The organism is Streptococcus sp. AM43-2AT (genome assembly GCF_003603405.1).
GTDB lineage: Bacteria > Bacillota > Bacilli > Lactobacillales > Streptococcaceae > Streptococcus > Streptococcus ilei.
On record NZ_QTND01000005.1, the window covers coordinates 61754 to 87983 of the forward strand.

Consider the following 26230-nt stretch of genomic DNA (forward strand, 5'->3'; position numbering starts at 1 on the left):
GGTAGGGATCTCCTTTAGAATTCATTGTAAATAAAGCCACCTTGACCTTGACCAAGGTAACTAAAGAAATAGAGTAGGGCTAAGAAAATAGCGAAATACAAGATTGTTTGCCCTATAAATTTATAAAGTGTTTTATGTTTCATCTTTTTCACTCTTCATTTTGATTATCACTGACTATTTTACCATTTTTTGTTCAGTCATAGCAATCCAAACACAAGGAAAAAATACTAGAAAACGTTACCATAAGAGACAATTGAGATCTGCCCTTAAATTGATTGCTTTTCTGATTTAAGTCAACCATCATCTAATCTAAGCCTTATTTTGCCGTTCCGCGACTCTGACGAATCAATTCCAAACACTTGTCTACTTCTACGTCTCTTTCAAAATGAGCTGGAGTCCAGGGAATTTCTATATCCGGTTCAACACCTTTATCCGTCATTCCTCTACCTTGATCTACGCTTAGACAGCGAGAAGTAGGAAACATCAATCGATAATCACCATAATCAACGGTACAACAATTGGAATAGTCTAAAATTCCGAGAGTTGGTCTACCTACCACCGTTACCTTCTTAAACTGCTTCATCATCTGGACAAAATTGTCCCCAGATGAAGCACAATAGATATCTGATAAGATAAAGATCTGTTCGGGATATTGGCCGCCTCTAACCTCTGGGAAGAATTCCTCGTTTTCTTGCTGGTACAGCACATAGCCTTTGCCCCGATAGCGGAGTAGATCCTCTTTCATCTCTTCAAGGAGTTTAATTGTTTCGGAACTAATCTCTTCCTGTTGCATCCAGTCCTCAAAATCCTTCAAGCGTAAGTCGACATTGCGTTCCGTGTAGAGAATTTCCATGCCATCATCATCCCAGTCAAGCGAATCATAGCCCTGACCCTTCTCTAAGCCTAGATGTAATAGAGGGAAATATAAAGAATCTGTCCCTCCACCGTTCTGTCGGACATCAATGAGAAGGAACTTGACTTCCGTCATCATCGGTAAACACTCTTGGTATAAGCGACTAATAGCTCCTTCATCCATAAAGTTATCCAGACAAAGATAAAGAATCTCATCGTCTAACCGTTTCCAAAAAATCTGATCTTGGATCGGCTCTCGACTGGGCGCTACTTCAATGGTCTTTTCTACCCCTTCTCGAAGCAGGGTGACTCTTTTGGACTGAGAGACCAAATCCGCCCATTCTCGGTAGTGTCTTTCGGGGGTCTTACTTATAAAATAGTCCTTATGAAGAGACGCCACCTGCTCCAAGTCACTTCCATCCAGACCTAGGATCTGATCCCCTGCCTGGAGACCAGTGTCTGCATGCGCCTTTTCAACATAAAGTTGATGGTCCATTACACGTAAGAGAAAGCCTTTCTGACCAGCTTTTTTATTCTGAAAGGAGATGTGCCCAATAATACCAAAACTGGCTAGGTAGGACCTGACTTGATAAAGAAAGGCATCATCCGCCATATCATCTGTTATTTTTTCCCGAAAAGGCTCTGGATCACATCCTTTTCGATCTTTGATAGTAGATGAATCGTGAGTCATAATGGAGACGATATCTTCAAAAATAGCTCTCTTTCTCATGCAAGACTCCTTAATTTTTTTAGAAACAGTATACCACTTTTCCTTAAAAAGTTCTTAAACCCCTAAAAAGAGGCTGGGACAAAAGTCCTAGCCTCCTCGCTTCAAATAAGATCACAACGAGCTGTCCCTTACAGGAGAGAAAGATTGTATGAAATAAATACCTACTTCGTACAGCTTCTCTCCTATTTTTTCGTGCTTTTCAATCTTTTATAGTGTACAATAGAAGAAATGATGATCTATGATTAGAAAGGGATTTACATTATGTCTAAAAAAATCACTCTCCTTGCAACTCTCTTTTTGAGTCTTTTCTTCTTGACAGCCTGTATGTCTGATTTTCAATCATATTTCAAACCGGAAGAAACAAGCACTGGTTCCTCCTCTAAAAAACAAGAGAAAAGTGAAAAAGAAGCCTCATCTTCTAAAAAATCATCTAAAGCTAGCTCTTCGAACAAAGAAAAGAAAGAGTCTAAGACAAAAACCAGCTCAAGCAAAAAAATGGAGGTGTTCCCTGCCAATGCTAGCGAAGCCCCCAAGGACAAGATCTATGCAACTGGTGATTCTGTCGTTTACTATAAAAAATATGACGGTGGATTAAAAGTGCATACACCTGATTTCGAAGGCTATACAACAAAAATAGTCAAAAAAATTCTTGGTAAACCTGAAAAAACCCATGTTGATTCAAATTATATGCTCGAGACCTTTTCAGAAAAGGAAAAAGAAAACCTTGTTAATCTCTATCAAGAGGGCCTTTTAACTGACGAGCAACTCCATGCTTTTTGGGCTGGTGTAGTCGATCTAGCTCAAACGGCTCAATTAGAGCAAACTTTTACAGTCTTTACCTACAAAGAAGGACAAGTTCAACTTGTCTTTAAGGGTGACAACCTTGTCTATGTTACTCCAGATCCTGAAGTGCTTTATTTTAACTAAGAAAAATCCCCTTTCTCTTCAGAGAAGGGGATTTGTTTCACATGAAACTATGGATAGAGGTAGTTTAGTCTTCTTCCATCTTTTGAGGTTGATAGGCCAGCATTCCTAAACCAATACACAGCATCAAAACCAGGGTAAGGAAGGTGACTTGCCCGCCTATCTGACCAGACAAGGAAATGGTTTCCCTTAGTCCCGATACGGTATAGCTCATCGGCAACAGCGGATGAACGGTTTGGAAGAAACGATTAGTGAGGGCAAGCGGATAAGTTCCTGCACTAGAAGCCAGTTGAAGGAGCAAGAGAATCAAAGAGATAAAAGCTCCTACCTTGTTGTTCCATGTCGTTAAGGCCGTCACCATGGACATGAAGGTCACACTTCCTAGCACACAGAGGAAAAGTGTCAAAGCTTCATGGTTTGCTGCCATCCCTAGCAGATGAACAGCTCCGTAGACCAGGACACCAGCCAAGACAGCAATTATCCCGTTCACTTCCAATCTCGATTTCAGCCAAGCCCAACGACTTTCTGGATGACGCCCAGATGGCAATTTGGCAAAAATCATATTGGTAGAAAGAGCAGCGACGAAAAGGGCAACTGATATCATATAAGGCGCCATTCCCACTCCATTCACTGAAACATTATCATGGTCTGTCTTTGAAAGGGTAATTGGATCTGACAATACGCTGGCATTTTCTTTTTTAGTGCTAGCGCTATTTAATTGGTCCTTAGCCGAACTCAAGCCTTGACTGAGATTCTGACTACCTGTTTGGAGATCCCCCAAGCCCCCGACAAGAACTTGGCCTCCTGTCGCTAATTGACCAGAGCCATCAGCTATTTTACTTGCACCATCCGCCAATTGATAAGAACCTGATAGTAACTGAGCTGATTTATCCGATAACTGATCGACTCCTGATACGAGTTGATCAACACCGCTAGCTAAAACTGGTGTTTGAGTGTTTAATTGACCAATCCCACTGGCCAGTTGTCCAGCACCTGTTGTTAATTCGCTAGACTTACTAGTCAATTGGTTGGCCCCTGAAACTAATTGGTCCATTCCCATAATCAGAGTTGGCATCTTTCCATTTAGTTCTCCCAATCCTGTTGCTAGTTGACTGCTTCCAGATACCAAATCCGCAGATTTCTGCTCCAGTTGACTGGTCCCCGCACTCAATTGAGTAGCGCCTGCTATCAAGGTGCTACTATTATCATTAAGCTGACTAGCTCCGCCAGCTAACTGGTCCACCCCTGTCGTATAGAGTTGCACTCCTTGGTTGAGAGTTTGGCTAGCTGGTAGAAGTTGCTCTGTCACTGCTATCTGCACGGAGCTCAAGCTAGTTGAAAGAGTATTCAAGGTAGACGAAGCTGTTGGCAAGATCTGATTGGCACTTTCTTTTACTGTGGCCAAGGGACTCTCGGTCGTTAAGCCTTCTTGCAAACCTTGAACGGTAGTTAAAATCGCTTGAGCAGCAGTCTCCGTCGTACTTGAAGCAGCAGACACAGCAGCCGTCAGTTCTGCCTGTTGTTCGGCTGTCATCGATTGATAGGCAGCAGTAGCTTGAAGATTGGCTAGTACTGAATTGCGGTCAGCCTGTGCTGCAGCTGAAATCCCTTGAGCAGAGGTGGCAATGGTTGCCAATGCTGTGCTGAGTTGACTAGTATCTCCGCTCGTGTTCTGAATAGCTTCATTTAATCGGGTGAGGCCTGCTGTTAATTGGGCAAGCTGCTCTTGTTGACTTGGTGACGGAGAAAGTTGTGTAGATAAGGTTTGAATTCCTGTTTCTAACTGAGACACTCCATTTCTCAATGCTTCCGATTGACCACTTAATTGACTAGCTCCACCACTGAGAGTAGCAAGCCCTGTGCTATAGTTTGTTAGACCATTCGTCAAATTGCTAGCACCAACATTCAACTGACTGACTCCTTTTGTGTAGGTATCCAGTCCTGTTGTGAGAGTGTTCATTCCTGTATGCAATTGGCCAATTCCAGAGGCTAACTGAGGCGTTTGACTAGCCATTTGGTTCAAACCATCTCCAAGTTGTCCAACACCAGACGTATAGGTCGTCAGTCCACTACTAAAGGTGGTAAAACCATTATGAAGTTGCCCAACTCCCGATACGAGGGTCGGAACTTTCTCCTTCATTTGGTGAAGACCTGTCGCTAATTGACCAACTCCATTGGTGTAGGCCAAGAGTCCTGTGCTAAGAGTCTGTGCCCCATTTGAAAAAGACAGACTAGAATTGGACAAGGTTGTCAAATGGTCTGTCAGGGTTTGCCCACCCTCTTTTAACTGACCAGCACCGGTTGCCAGCTTTTGACTTCCTTCAGCTGCTGTTCCCATCCCTGTCTTCAAACTCCCCATCTTTTCAAAAAGAGCGTTTGTATAGGTTTTGGTTACATTACTAGCAACGGTTTGCTGAATTTTTATCATGGCTGAATCACTCATCTTACCAGCAATAAAGCTATGGCCACTAGATGTTTGGTAGGCAATGGTCATTTGTTCGGGATGATTGGTTAAGATAGATGCCGCTTTAGCGGATAGATCTTGGGGCAAGGTCACCACCATATAATAATCACCCTTTTTCAGTCCTTCTTTAGCTGCTGTTTCATCTACAATATGAAAATCCAGGGCATCACTCTTCTCAAAATTGGACACCATGTCTTTTCCAATTGTTAATTCTTGTTCTTGATAACGAGCTGGCTGATCTTGATTGACAACTGCTACCGGCAAGTCCGAAACCTTGCCATAAGGATCCCACATAGAAGATAGAAAGATCACATTATAGAGAGCTGGTATCAAAGCAACCCCTAACATCACAACCATAACGGTCGGTTTTCTAAAAATCACTTTCCATTCCTTAAACATTTTTTGTCTCCTTTTTATACACAATGTCTAATTTTTTGATATAATTGATTATACAGTTCTTTTGAAAAACCGCAAGTTAAAAAGGAAATTTTTGGACACTGTGTATAATTTTGTATATAAAAGAAAGGGACTAGAATGGTTACCGAAAGCAACAAGCGAATAAAAACAAAACGGATCATCCAGGAAGCCATGGTTGACCTGCTTCATAGAGAGTCCTTTGATGAGATTTCAACCGTTCAGTTGGCAAAAGAGGCTGGTATCAGCCGGAGTAGCTTCTATACCCACTACCGCGATAAGTACGATATGATTGAGCGCTACCAACAGGAATTTTTCCACAAAGTCGAATACATCTTCGACAAACAGCAAGATGATAAACACCAAGCTGTTACCGAAGTTTTCGAATTTCTCACCAAGGAGCCCCTCTTTGCTGTCCTTCTAACCGAGAATGGGACAAAAGAAATTCAATCCTTCTTGCGGCATAAGCTACAAGTTCTACTAGTTGATAGCTTGCAAGAGCGTTATGGCCATCGATCTTTGACCGAAATCGAGAGAGACTATAGTTCTGTCTACCTCACCAATGCTTTCTTTGGAGTCTGTCAAATGTGGGTGGCGCGAGGCCAAAAAGAAAGCCCGCAACAAATGGCTGACTTCCTATTAAAAATGCTGGAATAAAAAAGAGACCTCGGTCTCTTTTTCTATTATCCTTCTTTAGTTCCCCGCTCCTAAAAATTGATCTACAAAGAAACTGAAGTAAGATTTTTCTCCTGTGATCAGAACACACTTCCCTTCCAAACCGTACCGTAGAAGTTTAGCCTCATGATCCTTGAGACGAAGGACTCCCTCTATTTTGAAAAAGTTCCCCTGTTCTGTCCGAGTTGCACTCGAAGCAATTGAGCTAATACGGACTTCTAACGTAATTGGTTTTTGTTTACTTCCCTGTGTGCTAAAGCGAACCCGATCTCCCACATGAATCGTGGCTATATCTTTTGAAGGAATATAGGTGACAATCTTGACTTCTTTTTCTTTCTGAATGAGAGGATAAACTACAGCCAGAGGAGTCCCTTCCGCTACAATACTCGCTCCTTTTGTTTCATCATTCAAATGAAGCACCCCTTCATCCTTCGCTAGAATCCGAGTCTTCTGAAGAAGAGTTTCTTGTGTTTTTACCTTACTTTCTAGATCTGCGATTTGCTGAGAAAGAAGCAGAAGATCTTGTCCAACTTTACTCAATTGTTGAGCTTTCAGGGAGGCTATTTGACTATCTAAACTGGTCGAAAAAGCTTGTTGGCTCCCGGATCCCGCATATTGGATTCGATAATTAGAAATACTCGCCTCTAACTGCTGGATTTGACTATCCAACTGGCCAATAAAAGAAGCTTGTGCTTGAGCGTTTTCCTCTCCGTGTGCTTGCTGAGCGTAACTCTGGTAGAAAGAGTAAAGTGGATGAGTCGCATCCAGACTTCTCCCCTCTAGTAGAGCTGATTTTAGACTATGGTAATCAGCTAAGCGCTTCTCTTGGTCTTGGATAACTTGGCCAATTTCTGCTTGACTGGAACTTGCACTGGCATTTTGAGAAGCAATGGTTGCATTTTGTTGATGGGCTTGAGCTTGGAGAATCGCTATCTGTTGCTGGTAATCCTTAAACAGCTGGTCATAACCAAAATGCTCATTTCCTGTAAACTGGCTCTCCCCTGTCTCAATGCTCGTTTTCAACAATTTTAATTGTTCCTCCTGTTTCTTTAAGAGGTCTAGCTGTTGCGTTAAGCTCATTCCTTGTTGTTTTTCCTGGTCCTCTTGGTATTCTACCAAGATTTCTCCCTTCTTAATCTCTTTATTTTCCTTTAGATGGTTGACTTGAATGGGAGAATTACTGGTTGATTGGATTTGATCAATCACGCGCGTAGCTTCAATTGTCCCTCGACTAGACAAGGTCACTTCCTTCTTGGCAAAGACAGAGAATCCCACAACAAAAAGTAGTAAAAGAAAACAAGGGACTACCCATAAACTAGCAAAATTATGGAAACGTTTCTGATAGAATTCTGCACTTTCAAAATATTTTTCGTTCATCATACTCTCTTTTTTCTCCTAGTCCTCTCTTAACAAGTAACTAAATGGCTGTAATAGCCATTCTTTTTCAGTAGTTCTTCATGGCTTCCCTCTTCCTTAAGACGACCTTGGTCCATGAGGAAGACTTTTTCAGACCGTTCTGCAATCGTTAACCGATGGGCGATAAAGATAATGGTCTTATCTAAGGCCATCAAGCGGTCCACAATTTTCTTCTCCGTCAAGATATCTAGGCTGCTGGTCGCTTCATCCAGAATCAGAATAGGAGCATCCGTTAACAAAGCACGCGCCAAAGCAATCCGCTGCCGTTGTCCACCAGAAATTCCCATACCATCCGTTGTTAATTCCGTTTGGTAATTGAGGGGCATGCGCTCAATATCTTCTCGAATTCCTGCGATTTCAACAGCGCGCAAGATATCTTCCTGACTAGTTCCTTCCCGCGCTCCTAGTAACAAGTTCTCTAATATTGTGCCATTAAAGACATAGGGCTGCTGGGGTAAATAATTGATTTGCTGGCGGAGCAAGGTTTTATCCACTTGCTGGATATCCCTTCCTCCCAGACGAATCGTTCCTTTAGTGGGTTGGTAGAAATTCACCATCATTTTAGCTAGCGTTGTTTTTCCAGAACCTGAAATACCGACAAAACTTACCTTGCTCCCTCTTTTGATTCTTAAGTTAATATCTGTTAGAACATTGGCCCCGAAACCGTACTTGTAATCTACTCCCTCAAATACTAGATCACCATCGAGAGCCTCACGCTCTTGAAGGGGCTTCTTCTCTGCGAACTCAGAGTCTATCAGATAGACTTCATTCAGACGGGTATTAGCTACTCGGGCGGCTTGAAGTTTGGTTTGGAGGTTGATCAAATTCTCTAGAGGCCCTGTGAAATAAACAAGGAGAGTATTGTAAGTAATCAGCTGACCCAAACTCAATTCTTGCTTCATGACCAAATGAGCTCCCATCCACAAGACCAAAACATTCAAAATCAACTGAGCCAAGTGCTTGAGCCCCTTTTGAAGACTTTCCGCCTTGCTCATGGCAAAGGACTTCTTCAGATAATCCACAAATTCTGAGTCAATCTTTTGATAACGACTACGCTCACTGGTAAGAGACTTGATGGTTTCAATCCCATTGATATCTTCGATAATAGAAGAAGACAAGACACTATTGGCTTCCATAGTTTCATTATTTAAGCGCTCAAAAGGCTTCATAAAGGCAAAAATAATGACTGCATAAATCGGCAGCAAGAGAATGGTCAAGAAAAAGAGATGAGCATTTTGACTAAACAGGACTACTGATAAAATCAGGACGATGGATAGATCCAAAAAGATTGAAAGCAAGGTACTAGCCAGAGCATCGATAATGCGGTTGGCATCTGTAAAACGCGACACCACTTCCCCTGTCCGTCGAGTTGCAAAGAAACTCATAGGCAACCGAAAAACATGCTTAATATAGGACAGAATGACATCAATAGACAAGCGTTGGCCTAAAACAAGGAGCAAGTAATCTTGCGCGTAGGTGAGGATTTGCTGTAAGATGTAAACCACAATCAAACCTAGTGAAATCACAGTCAAGGTCTGCTTCATCTGATCAGGCACATAGGTATCAATAATTGATTGTAGGTAGTAAGAACCAACAATATTGATAAGGGTTACCAATAAAGTTGCAAGAACAATATGAAGGACCAATTGTCGCTGTTTAAACAAAAGAGGGACAAAGTCTAGGAGCCCATTTTTCTTTTCCTTACTAGGTTGATAGGCCGGAGTCGGGGCCAAGGCAATGACAATCCCTGTCCATTCCTTTTCAAACTCTTCGATCGTCAATTTGGTCATCTTTACTTTTGGATCTGGATCTGCTACGTAAAGATGTTTTTTATCTTTCTTATACACTACGTAATAATGAGGGAGACGCCCATCCTTGATCACGTGGACAATCAATGGATAGGTCACTCCTTCTAAGTCAAAAAGAGTGCGGTCTGCTCGGAAGGCGCGTGTCTCAAAGCCCAACTCTTCAGCTACCTTGACCAAACCTAAGGCGGTCGTTCCATCTGCAGTCGTTTTTGCCTTCTCCCGCAGACTAGCTAAAGAATAGTATGATCCATAGTAGCCAAAGACCATGGCTAAAGCTGCAACACCACAGTCTCTCATGTCAACTTGTTGGCGATAATGTTTTTTCTTAAATCCCATAAGAACCCTTTCCAATCGTTTGTTTTATCTTAACAAAAAGAACTACCGGAGAAGAAAAAATCGCTATTTGGTTTATTATTTTAGGTATTTGGTCATAAAAATCTCCAAATCAGGAGAATGATCATTTATTTTGAAAAAGAAAAACCGCCTATTTTTACAGGCGGTCATTTCTTTCTATGAAGCAAGCATAGGGAACAAATATCTAAGCAAACCCAGAAATCAACAGTTTAAGACAAAGCAAAAAGCCCACAACCATGGGCTTTTCGTAAGATATATCTTAAAATTAAAGCATTTTGTTGTAGAATTCAACCACAAGTGCTTCGTTGATTTCTGGGTTGATTTCATCGCGTTCTGGCAAGCGAGTCAATGAACCTTCCAATTTTTCAGCATCGAATGATACGAATGCTGGACGTCCAAGAGTTGCTTCAACAGCTTCAAGGATAGCTGGAACTTTAGCTGATTTTTCGCGAACTGAGATCACTTGACCTGGAGTTACACGGTATGAAGGGATATCAACGCGTTTTCCATCAACAAGGATGTGACCATGGTTAACGAATTGACGAGCTTGACGACGAGTAGTCGCAAGTCCAAGACGGTAAACAACGTTATCCAAACGACGTTCCAAAAGAAGCATGAAGTTGAAACCGACAGTTCCTTCTTTGATCTTAGTAGCTTGTACGAACAAGTTACGGAATTGTTTTTCACCAAGTCCGTAAGAGAAACGAAGTTTTTGTTTTTCAGCTAATTGCAAACCGTATTCTGACAATTTTGAACGGTTGTTTGGTCCATGTTGACCTGGTACGTAGTTACGACGTGCCAATTCTTTACCTGTACCTGTAAGTGACAAGCCAAGACGGCGAGATTGTTTCCAAGATGGTCCTGTATAACGTGACATATGAAATGTCCTCCTATAAAAATAATTTTTTGTAGGAAATAACGTTTTAGACAAACCTGATTCGTTCAGAAAGCCTTCGCCCAAACAGCAAAGGTTACTTTTCTAGCTGGCTTCCTGTTGACGAGCTTCATTTTGTCCTGCTGTCATTTCGCACAAATTCTATTATACCACCAATACCAGTCCTTGTAAAGTTGCTTTCTCGTTTTTTTGTATTTCTTTCTATAAGTGAAAAGTAAAATGGGCGCTTCTAGCTAGCGACTTTCTAAATCGCTAATTTCTGACTTCGATTATCATGTATTTCCTTTTCTATCCTCTCATTTTTATTTTGTTTACATGAATCTTTACAACTTTTTTACAACTTGTCAAGCATGATTGTTTTAACAGTCTCCCAAATAACCCTATTGTAGCAAGATTAAGAACAAAAGCCTTTAAAAGATTCCCTGTCTATTATTGACATATTTGATTGTAAAATTGACAGCTTTGTCAATATTTTTACATAACTATAACGATCATATAATTAAAAAAACCATCTCCGAGAAGAGACGGTTGAAATTTGTAGCTCACCCTAACCAAATTAGTCTAAGTAATGAATCAGATTTTTCTCAGTTAAAATATCTGAGTAAGTGTAAGATTCGACATAGGTTGTTGCTGGTTCACCAGGTAAACTATTTTCATTTGTGTATTCAATAATAAACAAAGAAGGATAGACTTCAATTAATCGACCAAACTTATTTTTTTGACGTTTACGGCCATTTTCCAAGGTCATTTCTACAATTTGACCTTCATGAGCCTTGATTTCTTCTTTGATTTTTTTCATTTTTGCTACATCAGTAAATGCATCACTCATCCATTATTCCTCTACTCTCTTTGATATGCTGGAGAATTTATTATATTCCTTTTGGAAGATTAACTCCACTGTTCCACGCGCACCCGAACGGTTTTTTTCAATAATGACTTCAACCTTATTATTCGGCATGCCTTCTTCTTCCTCACCCGCACGTTCATAATAGTCATCTCGATATAGAAAGGCAACAATATCTGCATCCTGCTCGATGGATCCTGACTCACGAATATCGGATAGAACCGGACGTTTATCTTGTCGTTGTTCGACTCCCCGAGATAGCTGACTGAGGGCAATCACAGGAACCTTTAATTCTTTCGCCAAAATTTTTAATTGACGAGAGATTTCTGAGACTTCCTGTTGACGGTTTTCACGTCCAGTCCCAGTAATCAACTGCAAGTAGTCGATGAGGATTAGACCGAGATTACCGGTCTCTTGTGCTAATTTCCTAGAACGAGACCGAATTTCTGTAATCCGAATACCGGGAGTATCATCTATATAAATGCTTGCATTAGCTAGATTTCCTTGTGCAATTGCATATTTCCGCCACTCATCGTCTGTCAGCTGACCAGTACGAATGGAATGGGATTCAATTAAGCCCTCTGCTGCCAACATCCGGTCTACCAAACTTTCAGCACCCATTTCCAGCGAGAAAATAGCAACTGTTTTATCCAACTTGGTTCCGATATTTTGGGCAATGTTTAGAGCAAAGGCAGTTTTACCAACCGCTGGACGAGCTGCAAGAATAATCAACTCTTCTTCATGAAGACCTGTTGTCATATGATCAAGATCTCGATACCCCGTTGCAATCCCAGTAATATCCGTTGTCTGCAAAGACCGAGTTTCAAGACTTCCAAAGTTGATATTTAAGATATCCTTAATATTCTTGAAACCACTCCGATTAGTCTTTTCACTAACATCAATCAGAGCTTTTTCTGCACCTGCAATAATCTCATCCGACGGACTAGCTCCATCATATGCTTGATTTATACTCTCCGTTAAACGAGCAATCAAGCGTCTCAGAACTGCTTTTTCAGAAACAATCTTTGCGTAATATTCCGCATTGGCTGAGGTTGGAACAGAGTTGATGACTTCGGCTAGATACGAGAGACCACCGATATTTTGTAAATCCCCTTGACTATCTAGAATATTGCGAACTGTAGTCGCATCAATAGCATCTCCCCTGTCTGCAAGGTCAATCATCGCCTTAAAAATTAACCGATGGGCATATTTAAAGAAATCTGCTGGCTCAATAAACTCACGAACAAAAACCAGTTTTCCCTCATCGATAAAGATGGCTCCTAAGACAGATTGCTCTGCTTGGATATCTTGAGGCTGGGTTCTTAATTCTTCTATCTCAGCCATAGTCATTCCTTTCTAACGATTTACTTAACCTTCATTTACTCGAATTTGGATAACACCTGTAATATCCTGATAAATTTTAACAGGCACATCAATCAAGCCAACAGAGCGAATTGGAGAAGCCACTTGAATGTGACGCTTATCGATTTTGATTCCAAATTGTTTTTGTAGTTCTTCTGCAATTTTTTTATTGGTAATAGAACCAAATGTACGTCCATCAGGACCAATTTTTTCTGTAAATTGGACAACGGTCGTTTCTTCTGCTAATTTTGCTTGAATTTTTTTCGCTTCTGCGACTAGTTCCGCATGGGCTTTTTCTTCAGATTTTTGCTTACCACGAAGCTCCCCAATCGCTTGGGCGTTGGCTTCCTTGGCTAAATTCTTTTTAATCAAAAAGTTTTGAGCATAACCTGTTGGGACTTCTTTAATTTCCCCTTTTTTTCCTTTTCCTTTTACATCTGCTAAAAAGATAACTTTCATTCTTCTTCCTCCTTATCCTTTTGGACCTCTTCTCGAATACAGTCAATCAACTGGGCACGAACCTGATCTATTGTTACATCTGACAATTGAGAGGCCGCAGAATTAAAGTGGCCTCCGCCTCCCATTTGCTCCATAATCTTTTGCACATTAACCTTGCTTCTGCTTCGAGCTGAAATGGAAATGCTTCCTTGTTCATTCAGAGCAATAACAAAGGTAGCTTCAATTTTGGACATGGCCAACATACTATCCGCTGCTTTACTAATGGTGACTGTCCCATAAGGAACATCTTCTGCTCCCGTTGCCACAATAATATGTGGGAAGACCATTTGACCATTTAGGATCAATTCATTTACTTCGCGGTACTCATCGAAGTTAATAGCTGAAATTTCCTGGATGAGGACACTATCACTGCCTCGGCTTCGCAAATAACTAGCTACATCAAATGTACGACTTGTCACACGAACTGAGAAATTCTTGGTATCCAACATAATACCTGCCATCAGAACACTGGCTTGAATCTTATTCAAGCGGTTCTTCTTAGAATTCTGGAACTGAAGCAATTCAGTAACCAACTCACTCGCACTACTTGCACCACTTTCAATATAAGTGATCATGGCATTTTCAGGGAAGTCTTCATCCCGTCTATGGTGATCAATGACAATGACTTGGGAAAACTTCTCATACAAATCATTTGAAAGCGTAAGAGCTGTCTTCGAATGGTCCACCATAATCAAAAGGGATTGATCGGTTACCATCCTTAAAGCATCTGAAACCGTTAATAGTTTAGTCGCTCCATCAGATTGAATTTTTTCAACCGCTCGTTTGATATCCTGAGCCATGGACGTATCATCATAAACTGCATAAGAGCGTTCGTTGATATTGTATGCAAATAATTGCATCCCAATCGATGCTCCTAAAGCATCCATGTCTAATTTTTTGTGGCCAACAACAAATACCTGATCAACCGATTTAATTTTTTCAGAAATAGCTGTCATCATAGCACGAGTTCGCGTACGAGTGCGCTTGATAGAAGAAGCTGTCCCACCTCCAAAGAAAATAGGATCCTTACCTTCTTCTCTTTCTTTCACAACCGCTTGATCGCCTCCTCGAACTTCAGCTAAGTTTAGATTCGATAAAGCAACTCTACCAATTTGATCATGATTGCCGTCCCCGTATGAGAATCCCATACTTACCGTAATTGGTAATTCACGATTTTTTGCTTCCTCACGGAATTGGTCAATAATAGAAAATTTGGATTCTATTAATTGTTCAAGGACCGTATAGTCGGTAAAGAGATAAAAACGATCCATCCCAACTCTTCGGTAAAACATATGGTATTTTTCAGAGAATTCTTCAACAAAGTTTGCAATAAATCCATTGATGCTACTGATATCTGAATCAGACACAACATCTTCTAAGTCATCATAGTTGTCTACAGACATAATCCCGATAACCGGTCTAGTGGTAACAAGACCGACGTTGGCTTCGTACTCGCTTGAAGCATCAAAAAAATAAACGACACTAGCTTGGGAATCCAGATAAACCGAATATTTTTTATCCCCAATGGTTGCGTAATGGCCTTTCCCCTCAAATGGAATTGCCAAAACTTGTTGCAGGTATTCCACATCAAATTGTCCATCCTCAGTGGAGAAAATCAACTCCGCATAGGGATTAAACCACTCGACTTCATTGGTTTCACCGTTTACCTTAATCACACCAACTGGCATTTTATCTAGTAGCGAGGCCAATCCATTTTCAGCCTGATGATTAACATATTGAATTTGTTCTAACTCATCTAACTCTACTTGCTTTAATTGATGAAGAAAAAGATAGATGACACCGGAAAGGATCAACAGAATCACAAATAAATTTGCAATTGTGCCACCCATTAATCTGGAACTGATGGCTAATATAATAAATGCTAACAAACCTACCATACAATAATGGATAGGAGTCATACGAAATTTTTTCATCATAAACCTCTGTTGGGCCATTATACCATAAAATATAAGAAAAAGCGAGGCCAGTCAAGCCTTTCCGCCAAACAAATGGCTAAGATGGATCATGGATTGATTGATCACTTGTCTAACACTGTAAAGAATCTTTACACCATTGTAAACAAACTATAAAACGAGAAAAGAAGTAGCTCTTCAGCCACTTCCTTCACATATTTACATCCTCATCAAGTTAGGATTCTTTTTCTTGGTTTTTCGAAATACTCCGACTCTTGCCTTCAAGATAAACCATCAAGATAGAAATATCAGCTGGGTTGACACCTGAAATCCGACTAGCTTGACCAATGGTCTCTGGATTAATCAGTTTGAACTTTTGACGAGCTTCTGTTGCGATGGAGTCAATATCATCCCAGTCAATATTGGCAGGAATTCGTTTTTCTTCCATTCGTTTCATCTTTTCAACCTGGTCTAAAGCTTTTGAGATATATCCCTCATACTTAATTTCTGTTTCAATCAGTTCGATGATCTTATCATCTAACTCTTCCGCAGCAGGTCCGATAAAGTTGACAACATCTTGATAGGATACCTCTGGTCGACGTAAAAATTCTTTGGCAGTAACTGCATCTGTTAATGGTTTGAAGCCAAGTGCTGTAACTTTTTCATTGGTTTCCTTTACAGGTTTTAACTTGATACTGTCAAGACGTTTCATCTCATTTTCAAACTGATACTTCTTGGTTTCAAAACGGTTCCAACGTTCATCGTCAACCAAACCAACCTCGCGCCCAATTTCTGTCAAGCGCATATCTGCGTTATCATGACGAAGAATCAAGCGATACTCAGCACGACTAGTTAACAACCGATATGGTTCGACTGTTCCTTTGGTCACCAAGTCATCAATCATGACCCCGATATAGCCATCACTCCGTTTCAAAATGAGTTCTGGTTTCCCTTGAATTTTCAGAGCCGCATTAATCCCTGCTACAATTCCTTGGCCAGCAGCTTCCTCGTAGCCAGATGTTCCATTAGTTTGGCCCGCTGTAAAGAGACCTGATATTTTCTTTGTTTCTAAAGTTGCTCGTAACTGATGTGGAAGAACCATATCGTACTCAATTGCATAACCGGTACGCATCATCTCAGCATTTTCTAGCCCCTTAATTGAATGAACTAGTTCTCTTTGCACGTCTTCTGGTAAACTGGTTGACAAGCCTTGGACATATACTTCTTCTGTATTGCGTCCTTCTGGTTCTAGGAAAAGTTGGTGACGTTCCTTGTCAGCAAAGCGAACAATCTTATCTTCAATAGATGGACAATAACGAGGACCAACACCCTTTACAACACCTGTAAACATAGGGGCCCGGTGTAAATTGCTGTTGATAATCTCATGGCTTTGACTATTGGTATAGGTGAGCCAACAAGGGATTTGATCCTTTAAATAATCCTCGTCACGCGAATTGTAAGAAAAGTGATTTGGATTTTCATCACCAGGTTGAATTTCCGTTTCTTCATAATTGATTGACGATGCCTTGACACGAGGAGGCGTTCCTGTTTTGAAACGACCAATTTCAAGTCCTAGGTCTCTTAAATTATCAGCCAGTTTAATCGAAGCAAGGCTGTGATTTGGTCCTGACGAATACTTGAGATCCCCGATAATAATTTCTCCTCTGAGAGCTGTCCCTGTCGTGACAATAACAGCCTTGGCTCCATAGGCTTGATGAGTCGCTGTTACAACTCCTCTGACCTTCCCGTCTTCGACGATGATCTCATCAATAACTGATTGGCGAAGAGTCAGATTTTCTTGGTTCTCAACCGTCTTACGCATTTCCTTAGAATAAAGTTCCTTATCCGCTTGGGCACGAAGCGCACGGACTGCTGGACCCTTTCCTGTATTCAACATCTTCATTTGAATGTAGGACTTGTCAATATTCTTGGCCATCTCTCCACCGAGGGCATCTACCTCACGGACCACAATCCCTTTTGCAGAACCACCAATCGAAGGATTACAAGGCAAAAACGCCAACATTTCTATATTGATGGTTGCAAGTAGAACTTTACAACCCATCCGGCTCGCAGCAAGTGAGGCTTCTACACCCGCATGTCCTGCTCCGATTACAATAATATCGTATTCTTCTATAAAATTATAAGTCATCTTTTCTCCTATTTCTCCAGCTGTATGTGTTGTAATTGTCCGTTCCAATCTGGTAAGGCCGTTTTTAAAAATGCCGGCTTCAGGTCAACAGTAGATAAGGCCTCTATAGCAAGCCACCGGCAAGGTAAGGACTTTGTATCTTCCTGCATGGTTAAAGGGGCATCTTCCAGCAAGTCCACCAAATAATGAAATTCAATATTATGGTAGTGGATTCCAGCTTGATTAAAGCGATTTTCAACAATGAAAGCTAGCTGACCAGCTCTAGAAGCAACGCCAAGTTCTTCTTTGACTTCCCGAACCACAGCATCTTCTGTAGCTTCATTCACTTGAAGAGCGCCACCGATTGTATAGAAACCATCCTTGTCTTCTATAACTAACAATCGACCATTTTCTACAATTAAAGCAGTTGCTCTCACACCAAAAACCGTCTGATTCAACTTGGTCCGAAAATCCTGTTCTTGCATGTTACTTCCTTTCGAAACGACACAAAAATAGTCAAAACTCTGAGAAGTGCAGGACAAAAAAGCCTGCAACATCCATGAGCTTTGACCATCATTTCTATTGCTTTTCTTATTGTAGCAAATTGAGAAAATTTGTCAATTTAAATATACTGACAAACTTCTCCATCCCGGTAAGCATTGTCAATCAAACCACCTCCGAGACACTCTTCACCATCGTAAAAGACAACAGCCTGACCTGGTGTAATGGCCCGTTGAGGTTCTGCAAAAATAACCTCAGCCTTGTCACCCTTGACATGAACCGTCACTTTGGAATCTGGCTGGCGATAGCGGAACTTGGCTGTACACTCTAGTGTAAACTCTTCTGGCATATCTCGTGTAAAGTGAACTTGACTAGATTGTAAACTTGTTGACATGAGTGCTTCATGATAGAAGCCTTGACCGACATAAAGAATATTTTGACTCAGATCTTTACCAACTACAAACCATGGGGCATTGTCCCCACCTTGTTGACCACCAATTCCAAGACCACCCCGTTGACCGATTGTGTAATACATCAAACCAGCATGTTCGCCCATATCACGTCCATCTACAGTCATCATTCGGCCTGGCTGGGCAGGGAGGTAGTTACTGAGAAACTCTTTAAAATTCTTTTCACCGATAAAGCAGATCCCAGTGGAATCTTTCTTTTTAGCTGTTGCCAATCCAGCCTCTTCTGCCAAACGGCGAACCTCAGGCTTTTCCAAATGTCCCAATGGGAACATGGTTTTTTGAAGTTGCTCCTGAGACAACTGGCTTAAGAAATAAGTTTGATCCTTCCCATTGTCAACGCCACGTAGCATATGAACAATGCCGTCCTCATCTCGTGCCACGCGCGCATAATGCCCTGTCGCTACATAATCGGCACCGAGAGTCATGGCATAATCTAAGAAGGCCTTAAATTTGATTTCCTTGTTACACATGACATCCGGATTTGGTGTACGGCCTGCACGGTATTCTGCAAGGAAGTATTCAAAGACGCGATCCCAGTATTCTTTCTCAAAGTTGACAGAATAGTAAGGAATGCCAATTTGGTCTGCAACTGCTGCTACATCTTTGTAATCTTCCGTAGCTGTACAGACCCCATTTTCGTCTGTGTCGTCCCAGTTTTTCATGAAGATGCCAATGACATCGTAACCCTGTTGCTTTAACAACAAAGCCGTTACAGATGAATCGACACCACCACTCATTCCAACAACAACACGTGTGTTCGAGTTATCACTCATAGATTTCTCCCATCTTTTCGTTTCTCACGATTGAAGGTCGTGGTTTGCTTCAACGATTGAAGGTCGTTTTGAGCATTATCAATTGTAACACGCTTTATAGTAGAAAACAAGCATCTTGCCATTCTTCTTATTTACTATTTTATCTACGTTTACAGCTCTGTAAATCAAAAAAAAGTCCAATTGCTGAACTCTTTCATGTACTTTAATACCAACCATTGGTCAACCAGAAGTTTTTAGCTGCAGACCATGATCCATAGCGGTTAACGACATATTGATTGGCTACTTTCTCCTGATTTTCAGGTGATAAATCTCCATTTAAATACGTGATTGTTAACTGATATCGACCATAATATTGGCCATTTTGTGCTGTATAACTGCCGCTTGATTCTTTCTGAGCAATCCATTCTTTAGCCGCTGCATCCTCTGCACTCAAGCCATTTGATGCAGAACCCGTCGTTGTTGCTTGTGTAGTGTCAACTTTACTGGTGGTAGCTTGCTCTGAAGTCTTATTCGTTGCATTCGTATCTTCAATCTCCAGAACTTGTCCAACCGTAATGAGGTTTACATTGCTAATCTTATTTTTCTGAGCAATGGCATCAACTGTCGTATTCTTCTCCTTAGCGATAGCAGATAAGGTATCCCCAGACTTTACAGTGTAAGATTCTGCACAGGCAAGAGCGGGAATAAACATTCCTGATAATAAGCTAAGTCCGATAACACGTTTTACAAACATTTTTTTATTCATAGTTTTATACTCCTTTTCTGTATGTTCTCTATCTTACAGAAGAAATGTTTCAGAAATTTTATGAAAGTACGTCAAATGTTTCAAACATGTGTTAGCGAGAATAAATAACACCTCAAATAAAATAGTTTTAAGTATCTTTTAAGTTTATAACAAAATTTCCCTCTCAAATAGGAGAAAACAAGACCTAGATTTGTTATAATGAAAGAAAAGAAACCCTAAGGAGCATACTGATGAATTCGCTTAAATTCCAATCCGTATTTGATATTATTGGACCAGTTATGATTGGACCTTCTAGTAGCCATACTGCTGGAGCCGTTCGTATTGGAAAAATTGTCTCTTCTATTTTTGGAGAGGATCCGACAGAAGTTGAATTTCAGTTGTTTAATTCCTTTGCCAAAACCTATCGTGGTCACGGAACAGATTTGGCCCTGGTAGCTGGAATTTTAGGCATGGATACAGATGATCCAGAGATTCCAAATAGCCTAGAGATTGCTCATAAAAGAGGAATCCGCATTGTTTGGAGCATTCAAAAAGAGAGCAATGCTCCTCATCCAAATACGACGACCATCACGGTAAAAAATGAGCATAAAACTATCTCCGTCACAGGAATTTCTATTGGTGGGGGGAATATTCAGGTAACTGAGTTAAATGGCTTCGCAATTTCACTGAACATGAACACCCCAACTATTATTATCGTTCACCAAGACGTTCCTGGGATGATTGCCCATGTTACAGAAGCCCTTTCCCGCTATGATATCAATATCGCCCAAATGAACGTAACCCGCGAAAAAGCTGGTGAAAAGGCTATTATGATCATTGAAGTAGATTCTCGAAATTGTGACGAAGCGATTGAATTAATCCGTCAAATTCCCCATTTACACAATGTGAATTTCTTTCAATAAGGAGACCCCATGTTTTATTCAATTACAGAACTAGTTGAGCAAGCGACCCTCCACTATGAAGGAAATGTCGCAGAATTAATGATTGCTACCGAGTTTGAACTAACTGGCCGTGAGCGAGAAGAAGTTCTGACTCTTATGACACGTAATCTTGAGGTGATGAAAGAATCTGTCCACTTAGGCCTCAATGATCAGCTTTCTCGAAGTGGCTTGACAGGAGGAGATGCTGCAAAACTAGATCGCTATATTCAATCTGGAAAAGCCCTCTCTGACTATACTGTCCTAACTGCAGCCAAAAATGCTATCGCTGTCAACGAACACAATGCAAAAATGGGCTTGGTCTGTGCTACTCCAACAGCCGGATCGGCCGGTTGTTTACCCGCTGTTCTCACTTCAGCGATTGAGAAACTCCATTTAGATGAACACCAACAATTGGAATTCTTATTAGCGGCTGGAGCCTTTGGTCTGGTTATTGCCAACAATGCATCGATTTCTGGAGCCGAGGGAGGTTGTCAAGCAGAGGTTGGGTCAGCATCTGCTATGAGCGCAGCAGCTTTAACGCTAGCAGCGGGAGGAAGTCCCTACCAAGCTAGCCAGGCTATTTGTTTCGTCATTAAAAATATGCTAGGCCTGATTTGTGATCCTGTTGCAGGACTAGTTGAGGTTCCTTGTGTCAAACGAAACGCTATGGGAGCGAGTTATGCATATATTGCGGCAGATATGGCCCTGGCAGGAATTGAATCCAAAATACCTGTTGATGAAGTCATCGATGCTATGTATCAGGTCGGATCAAGTCTACCAACTGCCTTTAGAGAAACTGCTGAAGGTGGTCTGGCAACTACTCCAACTGGGAAACGACTACAACAAGAAATTTTCGGAGAGTAATCTATGAAGTATATATTTTTCGACTTGGATGGGACCTTAGTCGATAGTTCCGAAGGTATCGAGACCACCTTTCTACACACTTTTAACCTGCTGGGGGTTCCTGCACCTGATAAAGAGACTATTCGAACCTTTATGGGCCCTCCACTCGAGGTTACATTTACAAACCATGTTCCAAAAGAACTTGTTACAAAAGCTGTAGAAATCTATCGCACCTATTACAAAGAAACCGGCCAACAGCAAACCTACCTCTACCCAGGTATCAAAGAACTCCTTCATCAATTAAAGGAATTGGGTTTCCACTTATTCATCACCACCTCTAAAAATCAGGAAGTGAGTCTTGAAATAGCCCATTTACTAGGAATTAGTGATTACTTTGAAGGGATTTATGGTTCTATCCCTGGATCCATGCACAAAGCTGATATCATTCAGCGTGTACTGTTGGATCATGAAATTCCAAAAGATGAGGCTTGTATCGTTGGGGATACTAAATTTGATATCATTGGAGGAAAAACCATTGGCATTCATACAATTGCAGTCAGTTGGGGTTTTGCTCCTCTAAATCAATTAAAAGAGGAAAGTCCTGATACCATCATAGATTCTCCCCTAGATTTACTCACTCATTTAAGTTGATAAAAGAGGTTTACAAAATTGTAAACCTCTTTTTTGTATAAAATCACGCTTGGGTAAGACTACACATCGGTCATCAAGGTTGACGAATACTATCGTACCTCTTTACAACTCTTTCCCGCACTTGTCAAGATAAGAAACAAAATAAAAAGAGGGTTCCCCCTCTTTTTTAGTATCCCCAAGCTGAAAGTCCTTGGTTTGAATAGGCATTATAAGCTGCTTGGATTTGATCATCAACTGTAGCAGTTGAACCCCAACCTGGCATTGTTTGGAAAAGACCACTAGCCCCAGATGGGTTTGCTGCGTTCACTTGACCATTTGATTCGCGGGCAATAATTGCTTCCCAAGTTGATGCAGGAACCCCTGTCATTTCAGCCATTCGAGCTGCTGCATAAGATCCAGTTTCTCCAGCAGTATTTCCATTTGCAAGTACAATCCCATTTCCAGAATTCGTAACAACTGGTGCCGCATTATAAGTAGCATTAGTTGTTGTTTCTGCTGCAACTTGATTTGTAGAAGCTCCAGCTACTGGTTCCTGACTTGCTTTGGCAGTATTTACTTTGTTGATCAATGAGTTTGAACGTTCACCCAACTCAATAATTTGACCAGCATGGATCAAATCTTGATTGCTGATTTGATTCAATTCAACAAGCTTTTCGATAGTAGTGTTATTCTTAATCGCAATTTCTGATAAAGTATCACCATTTTTTACTTCGTATGTTTCAGCATTCACTACCACACCAGTAACAAAAAGTGAAAGAGCTGAGATAATAGAAGTTAATGTCCATTGGACTTTTTTTGTGTTCATCAATACATTCTCCTTTCGAACATAATACTATCTTACACATTAAATGTTACAGTTAGTTATATTTTATGTTACAAAGGTTACAAAAACATGTATTTTTCATGCAAAAAACGCTATAAATAGCGTTTTTCTTCATCTTTTTAGAAAAAACACCCTATATGTAGTGGTGGTATTCTAATATTTCAACCAAAAAATGATAGCACCAACTGCCACTATAGATAGAATAGCTATACTATCTAAGGCTTGCCATTTTAACTGCCTGTATCGGCTTCTTCCCTCTCCACTTTTATAACCTCTTGCTTCCATGGCAATTGCAAGAGCATCTGCACGTTTAAAACTTGATGCAAACAAGGGAATTAAAATCGGTATAAAAGAGCGGATTTTCTGAAGGAGATTTCCTTCTCCAAAATCAACCCCTCTAGCTCTCTGTGCATTCATAATGCGAATTGTATCATCCATCAGAGTGGGAACAAAACGGAGGCTCATAGACAACATGAGCCCAATTTCATGAGCAGGAACTTTGATCATTTTAAAAGGAGTTAACAATTTTTCTACTGCATCTGCTAAGCTTAAGGGTGTGGTTGTCAGCGTTAAAATCGTTGAAAATACAACAATGAGAATAAAACGACAAAAGATCACACCAGCTTGCGCAAGACCTTTATCCGTTACAGTCAAAAAATAAAATTGAAATAAAGTCTTACCACCAGTCGTCGCAAACAACTGAAAGAGGGTGGTGAATGCGATGATAAAGACCATAGATTTCAAGCCATTAATAAAAAAACGAAAGGGGATTTTAGCAATCAAAATCAAAGCAAGGGCAAATAAAAATAACAGGGCATTTGTCATCACATTATTAGCCCAAAACAAAATAACAATTAATAAGAAAAGTCCCAGTAACTTTGCTCTTGGATCCATACGATGGAGAATGGAATTACCTGGTACATATCGTCCTAAAATCATACTATTCATGTCCAATTAACTCCTTAAACTCCTGTAAAGTGATTGGTAAAATTGGCAAAGATAGTCCTTTTTGACGTAAACGCCAAGCAAATTTCGTCACTTTAGGTACACCTAATTGAATATTTTCTAACCCTTCTACATCCTGAAATACGTCCCTTGGGTGCCCAGACCTCACAATTCGTCCTTTTTCCAAAACATAAACAAGATTTGCGTATTCTGCCACATCTTCCATAGAATGACTAACAAGAACGATGGTCATGCCAGCTTGATGAAGTGACGCAAATAGCTTCATTAATTCCCGTCTGCCTGAGGGATCCAAGCCAGCTGTCGGCTCATCCAGTACCAAGATTTCAGGTTCCATCGCTAAAATGCCTGCAATAGCAACCCGTCTCATTTGTCCTCCAGATAATTCAAAGGGACTCCGTTCAAACAACTCTTCAGAAAGACCGACTAAAGTCAATTTCTCCTTGGCAATGCTTTCAGCTGACTCTTGGTCTACTCCAAAATTTTGAGGACCAAAAGCGACATCTTTTACCACAGTCTCAGCAAAAAGTTGACTTTCTGGAAATTGAAAAACAAGACCAACTTTCTTCCGAAGGTTCTTTAACTCTTTTTGAGAGGACTCAGAATCAATGTGTAAATCATTCATTTGCACTTCCCCTCGACTAGGTAAAAGCAGACCATTTAATAATTGGAGAATGGTTGATTTTCCACTTCCAGTATGCCCAATTAGAGCTGTATAAGAACCGCTTGGGATTTCCATATTCACATCAAAAAGAGCCGCTCCTTCAAATGGAGTTCCTTCTTGATAGGTATAACTAAGCTGTTTTAAAGCAATTCCCATAATAGTTTTTCTAGCTCTCCTTCAGTCTGATAGGTTTCTCCGACTGGAAAACCTTTTTGATGTAAAATGCTTCGCAATCGATTCGCGAAAGGTTCTTCTAGTCCAATTTCATCTAAATCATCTCGAGAAAAGAGTTCTCTTGGAGTCAGATCCAAGGTCGCTTTCCCTTTTTCAAAGAGAATAACCCGATCACTTAGGGAAACTTCCTCTAAATCATGGGTAATAGAAATAACCGTTAAACCGTATCGTTCTTTAACTTCTCGAACCGTACGAATCAGTTCCAAGCGTCCTTCAGGATCCAACATGCTGGTCGCTTCATCCAAAATAATGATTTTAGGTCGTAAAGCAATAATTCCTGCAATCGCCACCCGTTGCTTTTGTCCACCGGATAACCTAGCTGGTTCTCGATCCTTAAACTCATCCATGCGAACCATTTTCAAAGCTTCATCTACTCGTTGAACCATCTCATCTCTTGGAATCCCTTGATTTTCCAATCCAAACGCCACATCATCTTCTACAGTAGCTCCAACAAATTGGTTATCCGGATTCTGAAAAACCATACCAATCTCACTACGTTTATCCCAAACGTTTTCAGGAGTTAGCAAATCTCCAGAGATATAGATTTCACCCGATTCAGGTTCCAACAAACCATCAATCAAACGAACCACTGTTGATTTACCACTTCCGTTATGTCCGATAATGGATAACCATTCACCATGTTTCACGTGAAACGAAATATCATTTAACTGATGGTTCTCATCTGTTTTTTGGTATTTAAATGTAAGATTTCGAACTTCTATAATATTATTCATTTATCTAAAGGTATCTTTAAAGAGGTAGGCACTGCCTTTAAAGTATTCATATCCAGAGTAGACTGTAAAGATTAGCGCAACATAAAGCGTCAATTGGCCCAATAAATCCCAATGAAAGAGAAGGAAAATAATGGAAAACATTTGTGAGAAGGTTTTAATTTTTCCAGGCATAGCTGCTGGCAAAACAACTCCTCCTGTTTCAACCAATAACAGACGGAGGCCAGTAACAGCTAATTCACGGCAAATAATAACTGCCGTAATCCAGGCCGGAACCATCTTTAATTCAATCATCATGATAAAGGCAGACATGACAAGAAGCTTATCAGCCATAGGATCTGCAAATTTTCCAAAGTTACTAACAACGTTCCATTTACGAGCTAGATAACCGTCTAAATAATCGGTGATACTTGCAACAGCAAATACGATAGCTGCTGCTACATGCCAGCCATAACTTTTGCCAAATATTAGCATCAAAATAAAAATGGGAATAAACACAATTCGAATCAGTGTTAAGGCATTAGGAATATTTTCTTTTTTCATTCTAGTCTCCTTACTAGTTTACATAATAGTTTACATCTAATTGACAAAACCGACCTCGATTTAATTCGACAAAATCATCATTCCATTCTTTT

The 26230-nt window shown here is 40.6% G+C and carries 24 protein-coding genes; 5 read left to right on the forward strand and 19 right to left on the reverse strand.

Going from position 1 to position 26230, the window contains the following annotated elements:
• Positions 1-14: 14 nt before the first annotated feature.
• Together DW930_RS09735 and DW930_RS09740 are read right to left on the reverse strand one after the other, a co-directional pair.
• A complete protein-coding gene (locus DW930_RS09735) occupies positions 15-143 on the reverse strand; it encodes a teichoic acid D-Ala incorporation-associated protein DltX (protein ID WP_006595368.1) in 129 nt (42 codons plus the stop codon).
• A gap of 173 nt (positions 144-316) precedes the next feature.
• Entirely contained in the window at positions 317-1582 is a 1266-nt protein-coding gene (locus DW930_RS09740; protein WP_023024749.1) for a S41 family peptidase, read from the reverse strand.
• Positions 1583-1843: 261 nt separating this feature from the next.
• Between DW930_RS09740 and DW930_RS09745 the strand changes: the two genes are divergently transcribed.
• Positions 1844-2509 carry a DUF4947 domain-containing protein gene (locus DW930_RS09745; RefSeq protein WP_229039010.1) on the forward strand — a complete coding sequence of 222 codons (666 nt, stop codon included), beginning with the start codon at positions 1844-1846 and terminating at the stop codon, positions 2507-2509.
• 64 nt (positions 2510-2573) lie between these two features.
• Here the strand turns inward: DW930_RS09745 and DW930_RS09750 are convergent, their stop codons facing one another.
• Entirely contained in the window at positions 2574-5369 is a 2796-nt protein-coding gene (locus DW930_RS09750; protein ID WP_123159935.1) for a YhgE/Pip domain-containing protein, read from the reverse strand.
• 135 nt (positions 5370-5504) lie between these two features.
• Between DW930_RS09750 and DW930_RS09755 the strand changes: the two genes are divergently transcribed.
• Positions 5505-6041: a TetR/AcrR family transcriptional regulator gene (locus tag DW930_RS09755; RefSeq protein ID WP_006595361.1), complete on the forward strand. Its 537-nt coding sequence runs from the start codon at positions 5505-5507 to the stop codon at positions 6039-6041.
• A 36-nt stretch (positions 6042-6077) separates the two neighbouring features.
• Here DW930_RS09755 and DW930_RS09760 read toward each other — a convergent pair whose 3' ends face one another.
• The 11 genes from DW930_RS09760 to DW930_RS09810 all read right to left on the reverse strand — a co-directional run bounded on the left by DW930_RS09760 (position 6078) and on the right by DW930_RS09810 (position 19766).
• A complete protein-coding gene (locus tag DW930_RS09760; protein WP_123159936.1) occupies positions 6078-7439 on the reverse strand; it encodes a bacteriocin secretion accessory protein in 1362 nt (453 codons plus the stop codon).
• A gap of 26 nt (positions 7440-7465) precedes the next feature.
• Positions 7466-9619, reverse strand: a complete 2154-nt coding sequence (gene comA, locus DW930_RS09765; protein WP_123159937.1) for a peptide cleavage/export ABC transporter ComA — start codon at positions 9617-9619, stop codon at positions 7466-7468.
• A 283-nt stretch (positions 9620-9902) separates the two neighbouring features.
• Positions 9903-10514 carry a 30S ribosomal protein S4 gene (gene rpsD, locus DW930_RS09770; RefSeq protein ID WP_003009175.1) on the reverse strand — a complete coding sequence of 204 codons (612 nt, stop codon included), beginning with the start codon at positions 10512-10514 and terminating at the stop codon, positions 9903-9905.
• 574 nt (positions 10515-11088) lie between these two features.
• Positions 11089-11361 (reverse strand): Veg family protein, encoded by a 273-nt coding sequence (locus tag DW930_RS09775; protein ID WP_006595358.1) that lies wholly within the window; start codon positions 11359-11361, stop codon positions 11089-11091.
• A 3-nt stretch (positions 11362-11364) separates the two neighbouring features.
• The gene (gene dnaB, locus DW930_RS09780) at positions 11365-12720 is read right to left on the reverse strand and encodes a replicative DNA helicase (protein WP_023024763.1); all 1356 of its coding nucleotides are present in this window, start codon (positions 12718-12720) and stop codon (positions 11365-11367) included.
• Between the two features lie 24 nt (positions 12721-12744).
• On the reverse strand, positions 12745-13197 hold the full coding sequence (gene rplI / locus DW930_RS09785; protein WP_023024764.1) for a 50S ribosomal protein L9: 453 nt from the start codon (positions 13195-13197) through the stop codon (positions 12745-12747).
• Positions 13194-15191, reverse strand: coding sequence for a DHH family phosphoesterase (locus DW930_RS09790; protein WP_165851230.1), 1998 nt, complete (start codon positions 15189-15191; stop codon positions 13194-13196). The genes rplI and DW930_RS09790 overlap by 4 nt, the downstream gene beginning before the upstream one ends.
• 193 nt (positions 15192-15384) lie before the next feature.
• Positions 15385-17298 (reverse strand): tRNA uridine-5-carboxymethylaminomethyl(34) synthesis enzyme MnmG, encoded by a 1914-nt coding sequence (gene mnmG, locus DW930_RS09795; RefSeq protein WP_023027415.1) that lies wholly within the window; start codon positions 17296-17298, stop codon positions 15385-15387.
• A gap of 8 nt (positions 17299-17306) precedes the next feature.
• Entirely contained in the window at positions 17307-17762 is a 456-nt protein-coding gene (locus DW930_RS09800) for an NUDIX hydrolase (RefSeq protein ID WP_123159939.1), read from the reverse strand.
• 137 nt (positions 17763-17899) lie between these two features.
• Positions 17900-19021, reverse strand: coding sequence for a tRNA 2-thiouridine(34) synthase MnmA (gene mnmA / locus DW930_RS09805; RefSeq protein WP_123159940.1), 1122 nt, complete (start codon positions 19019-19021; stop codon positions 17900-17902).
• A 202-nt stretch (positions 19022-19223) separates the two neighbouring features.
• A complete protein-coding gene (locus DW930_RS09810; protein ID WP_123159941.1) occupies positions 19224-19766 on the reverse strand; it encodes a LysM peptidoglycan-binding domain-containing protein in 543 nt (180 codons plus the stop codon).
• 230 nt (positions 19767-19996) lie between these two features.
• Here DW930_RS09810 and sdaAB point away from each other — a divergent pair, with 230 nt between their 5' ends.
• From sdaAB to DW930_RS09825, 3 genes are read left to right on the forward strand one after another with little or no spacing between them, the layout of a single operon-like run.
• Complete coding sequence (sdaAB, locus tag DW930_RS09815; RefSeq protein WP_120701451.1) at positions 19997-20668, forward strand: L-serine ammonia-lyase, iron-sulfur-dependent subunit beta; 672 nt, start codon at positions 19997-19999, stop codon at positions 20666-20668.
• Positions 20669-20677: 9 nt separating this feature from the next.
• Positions 20678-21550, forward strand: a complete 873-nt coding sequence (sdaAA, locus tag DW930_RS09820) for an L-serine ammonia-lyase, iron-sulfur-dependent, subunit alpha (RefSeq protein WP_023024777.1) — start codon at positions 20678-20680, stop codon at positions 21548-21550.
• Between the two features lie 3 nt (positions 21551-21553).
• Positions 21554-22180 (forward strand): HAD hydrolase-like protein, encoded by a 627-nt coding sequence (locus DW930_RS09825; protein WP_023027419.1) that lies wholly within the window; start codon positions 21554-21556, stop codon positions 22178-22180.
• 166 nt (positions 22181-22346) lie between these two features.
• Here the strand turns inward: DW930_RS09825 and DW930_RS09830 are convergent, their stop codons facing one another.
• From DW930_RS09830 to pgsA, 5 genes are all read right to left on the reverse strand, one after another.
• Complete coding sequence (locus DW930_RS09830) at positions 22347-22985, reverse strand: LysM peptidoglycan-binding domain-containing protein (protein WP_123159942.1); 639 nt, start codon at positions 22983-22985, stop codon at positions 22347-22349.
• Between the two features lie 171 nt (positions 22986-23156).
• Positions 23157-23951, reverse strand: a complete 795-nt coding sequence (locus tag DW930_RS09835) for an energy-coupling factor transporter transmembrane protein EcfT (RefSeq protein ID WP_023027421.1) — start codon at positions 23949-23951, stop codon at positions 23157-23159.
• Positions 23944-24786 (reverse strand): energy-coupling factor transporter ATPase, encoded by an 843-nt coding sequence (locus DW930_RS09840; protein WP_023024785.1) that lies wholly within the window; start codon positions 24784-24786, stop codon positions 23944-23946. Before DW930_RS09840 ends, DW930_RS09835 begins: the two co-directional genes overlap by 8 nt.
• Positions 24771-25598, reverse strand: coding sequence for an energy-coupling factor ABC transporter ATP-binding protein (locus DW930_RS09845; protein ID WP_023024787.1), 828 nt, complete (start codon positions 25596-25598; stop codon positions 24771-24773). Before DW930_RS09845 ends, DW930_RS09840 begins: the two co-directional genes overlap by 16 nt.
• Positions 25599-26138, reverse strand: coding sequence for a CDP-diacylglycerol--glycerol-3-phosphate 3-phosphatidyltransferase (gene pgsA / locus DW930_RS09850; RefSeq protein ID WP_023027422.1), 540 nt, complete (start codon positions 26136-26138; stop codon positions 25599-25601).
• Between the last annotated feature and the right edge of the window lie 92 nt (positions 26139-26230).

Coding starts and splice junctions, on each gene's coding strand:
- DW930_RS09775 (WP_006595358.1), bottom strand. CDS start 11,361: ATGAGTGATGCATTTACTGATGTAGCAAAAATGAAAAAAATCAAAGAA.
- DW930_RS09755 (WP_006595361.1), top strand. CDS start 5,505: ATGGTTACCGAAAGCAACAAGCGAATAAAAACAAAACGGATCATCCAG.
- DW930_RS09760 (WP_123159936.1), bottom strand. CDS start 7,439: ATGATGAACGAAAAATATTTTGAAAGTGCAGAATTCTATCAGAAACGT.
- pgsA (WP_023027422.1), bottom strand. CDS start 26,138: ATGAAAAAAGAAAATATTCCTAATGCCTTAACACTGATTCGAATTGTG.
- dnaB (WP_023024763.1), bottom strand. CDS start 12,720: ATGGCTGAGATAGAAGAATTAAGAACCCAGCCTCAAGATATCCAAGCA.
- DW930_RS09840 (WP_023024785.1), bottom strand. CDS start 24,786: ATGGGAATTGCTTTAAAACAGCTTAGTTATACCTATCAAGAAGGAACT.
- DW930_RS09835 (WP_023027421.1), bottom strand. CDS start 23,951: ATGAATAGTATGATTTTAGGACGATATGTACCAGGTAATTCCATTCTC.
- comA (WP_123159937.1), bottom strand. CDS start 9,619: ATGGGATTTAAGAAAAAACATTATCGCCAACAAGTTGACATGAGAGAC.
- DW930_RS09825 (WP_023027419.1), top strand. CDS start 21,554: ATGAAGTATATATTTTTCGACTTGGATGGGACCTTAGTCGATAGTTCC.
- DW930_RS09810 (WP_123159941.1), bottom strand. CDS start 19,766: ATGAATAAAAAAATGTTTGTAAAACGTGTTATCGGACTTAGCTTATTA.
- DW930_RS09735 (WP_006595368.1), bottom strand. CDS start 143: ATGAAACATAAAACACTTTATAAATTTATAGGGCAAACAATCTTGTAT.
- DW930_RS09800 (WP_123159939.1), bottom strand. CDS start 17,762: ATGCAAGAACAGGATTTTCGGACCAAGTTGAATCAGACGGTTTTTGGT.
- DW930_RS09845 (WP_023024787.1), bottom strand. CDS start 25,598: ATGAATAATATTATAGAAGTTCGAAATCTTACATTTAAATACCAAAAA.
- DW930_RS09745 (WP_229039010.1), top strand. CDS start 1,844: ATGTCTAAAAAAATCACTCTCCTTGCAACTCTCTTTTTGAGTCTTTTC.
- sdaAA (WP_023024777.1), top strand. CDS start 20,678: ATGTTTTATTCAATTACAGAACTAGTTGAGCAAGCGACCCTCCACTAT.
- DW930_RS09740 (WP_023024749.1), bottom strand. CDS start 1,582: ATGAGAAAGAGAGCTATTTTTGAAGATATCGTCTCCATTATGACTCAC.
- rpsD (WP_003009175.1), bottom strand. CDS start 10,514: ATGTCACGTTATACAGGACCATCTTGGAAACAATCTCGCCGTCTTGGC.
- sdaAB (WP_120701451.1), top strand. CDS start 19,997: ATGAATTCGCTTAAATTCCAATCCGTATTTGATATTATTGGACCAGTT.
- DW930_RS09830 (WP_123159942.1), bottom strand. CDS start 22,985: ATGAACACAAAAAAAGTCCAATGGACATTAACTTCTATTATCTCAGCT.
- DW930_RS09790 (WP_165851230.1), bottom strand. CDS start 15,191: ATGGCCCAACAGAGGTTTATGATGAAAAAATTTCGTATGACTCCTATC.
- mnmG (WP_023027415.1), bottom strand. CDS start 17,298: ATGACTTATAATTTTATAGAAGAATACGATATTATTGTAATCGGAGCA.
- DW930_RS09750 (WP_123159935.1), bottom strand. CDS start 5,369: ATGTTTAAGGAATGGAAAGTGATTTTTAGAAAACCGACCGTTATGGTT.
- rplI (WP_023024764.1), bottom strand. CDS start 13,197: ATGAAAGTTATCTTTTTAGCAGATGTAAAAGGAAAAGGAAAAAAAGGG.
- mnmA (WP_123159940.1), bottom strand. CDS start 19,021: ATGAGTGATAACTCGAACACACGTGTTGTTGTTGGAATGAGTGGTGGT.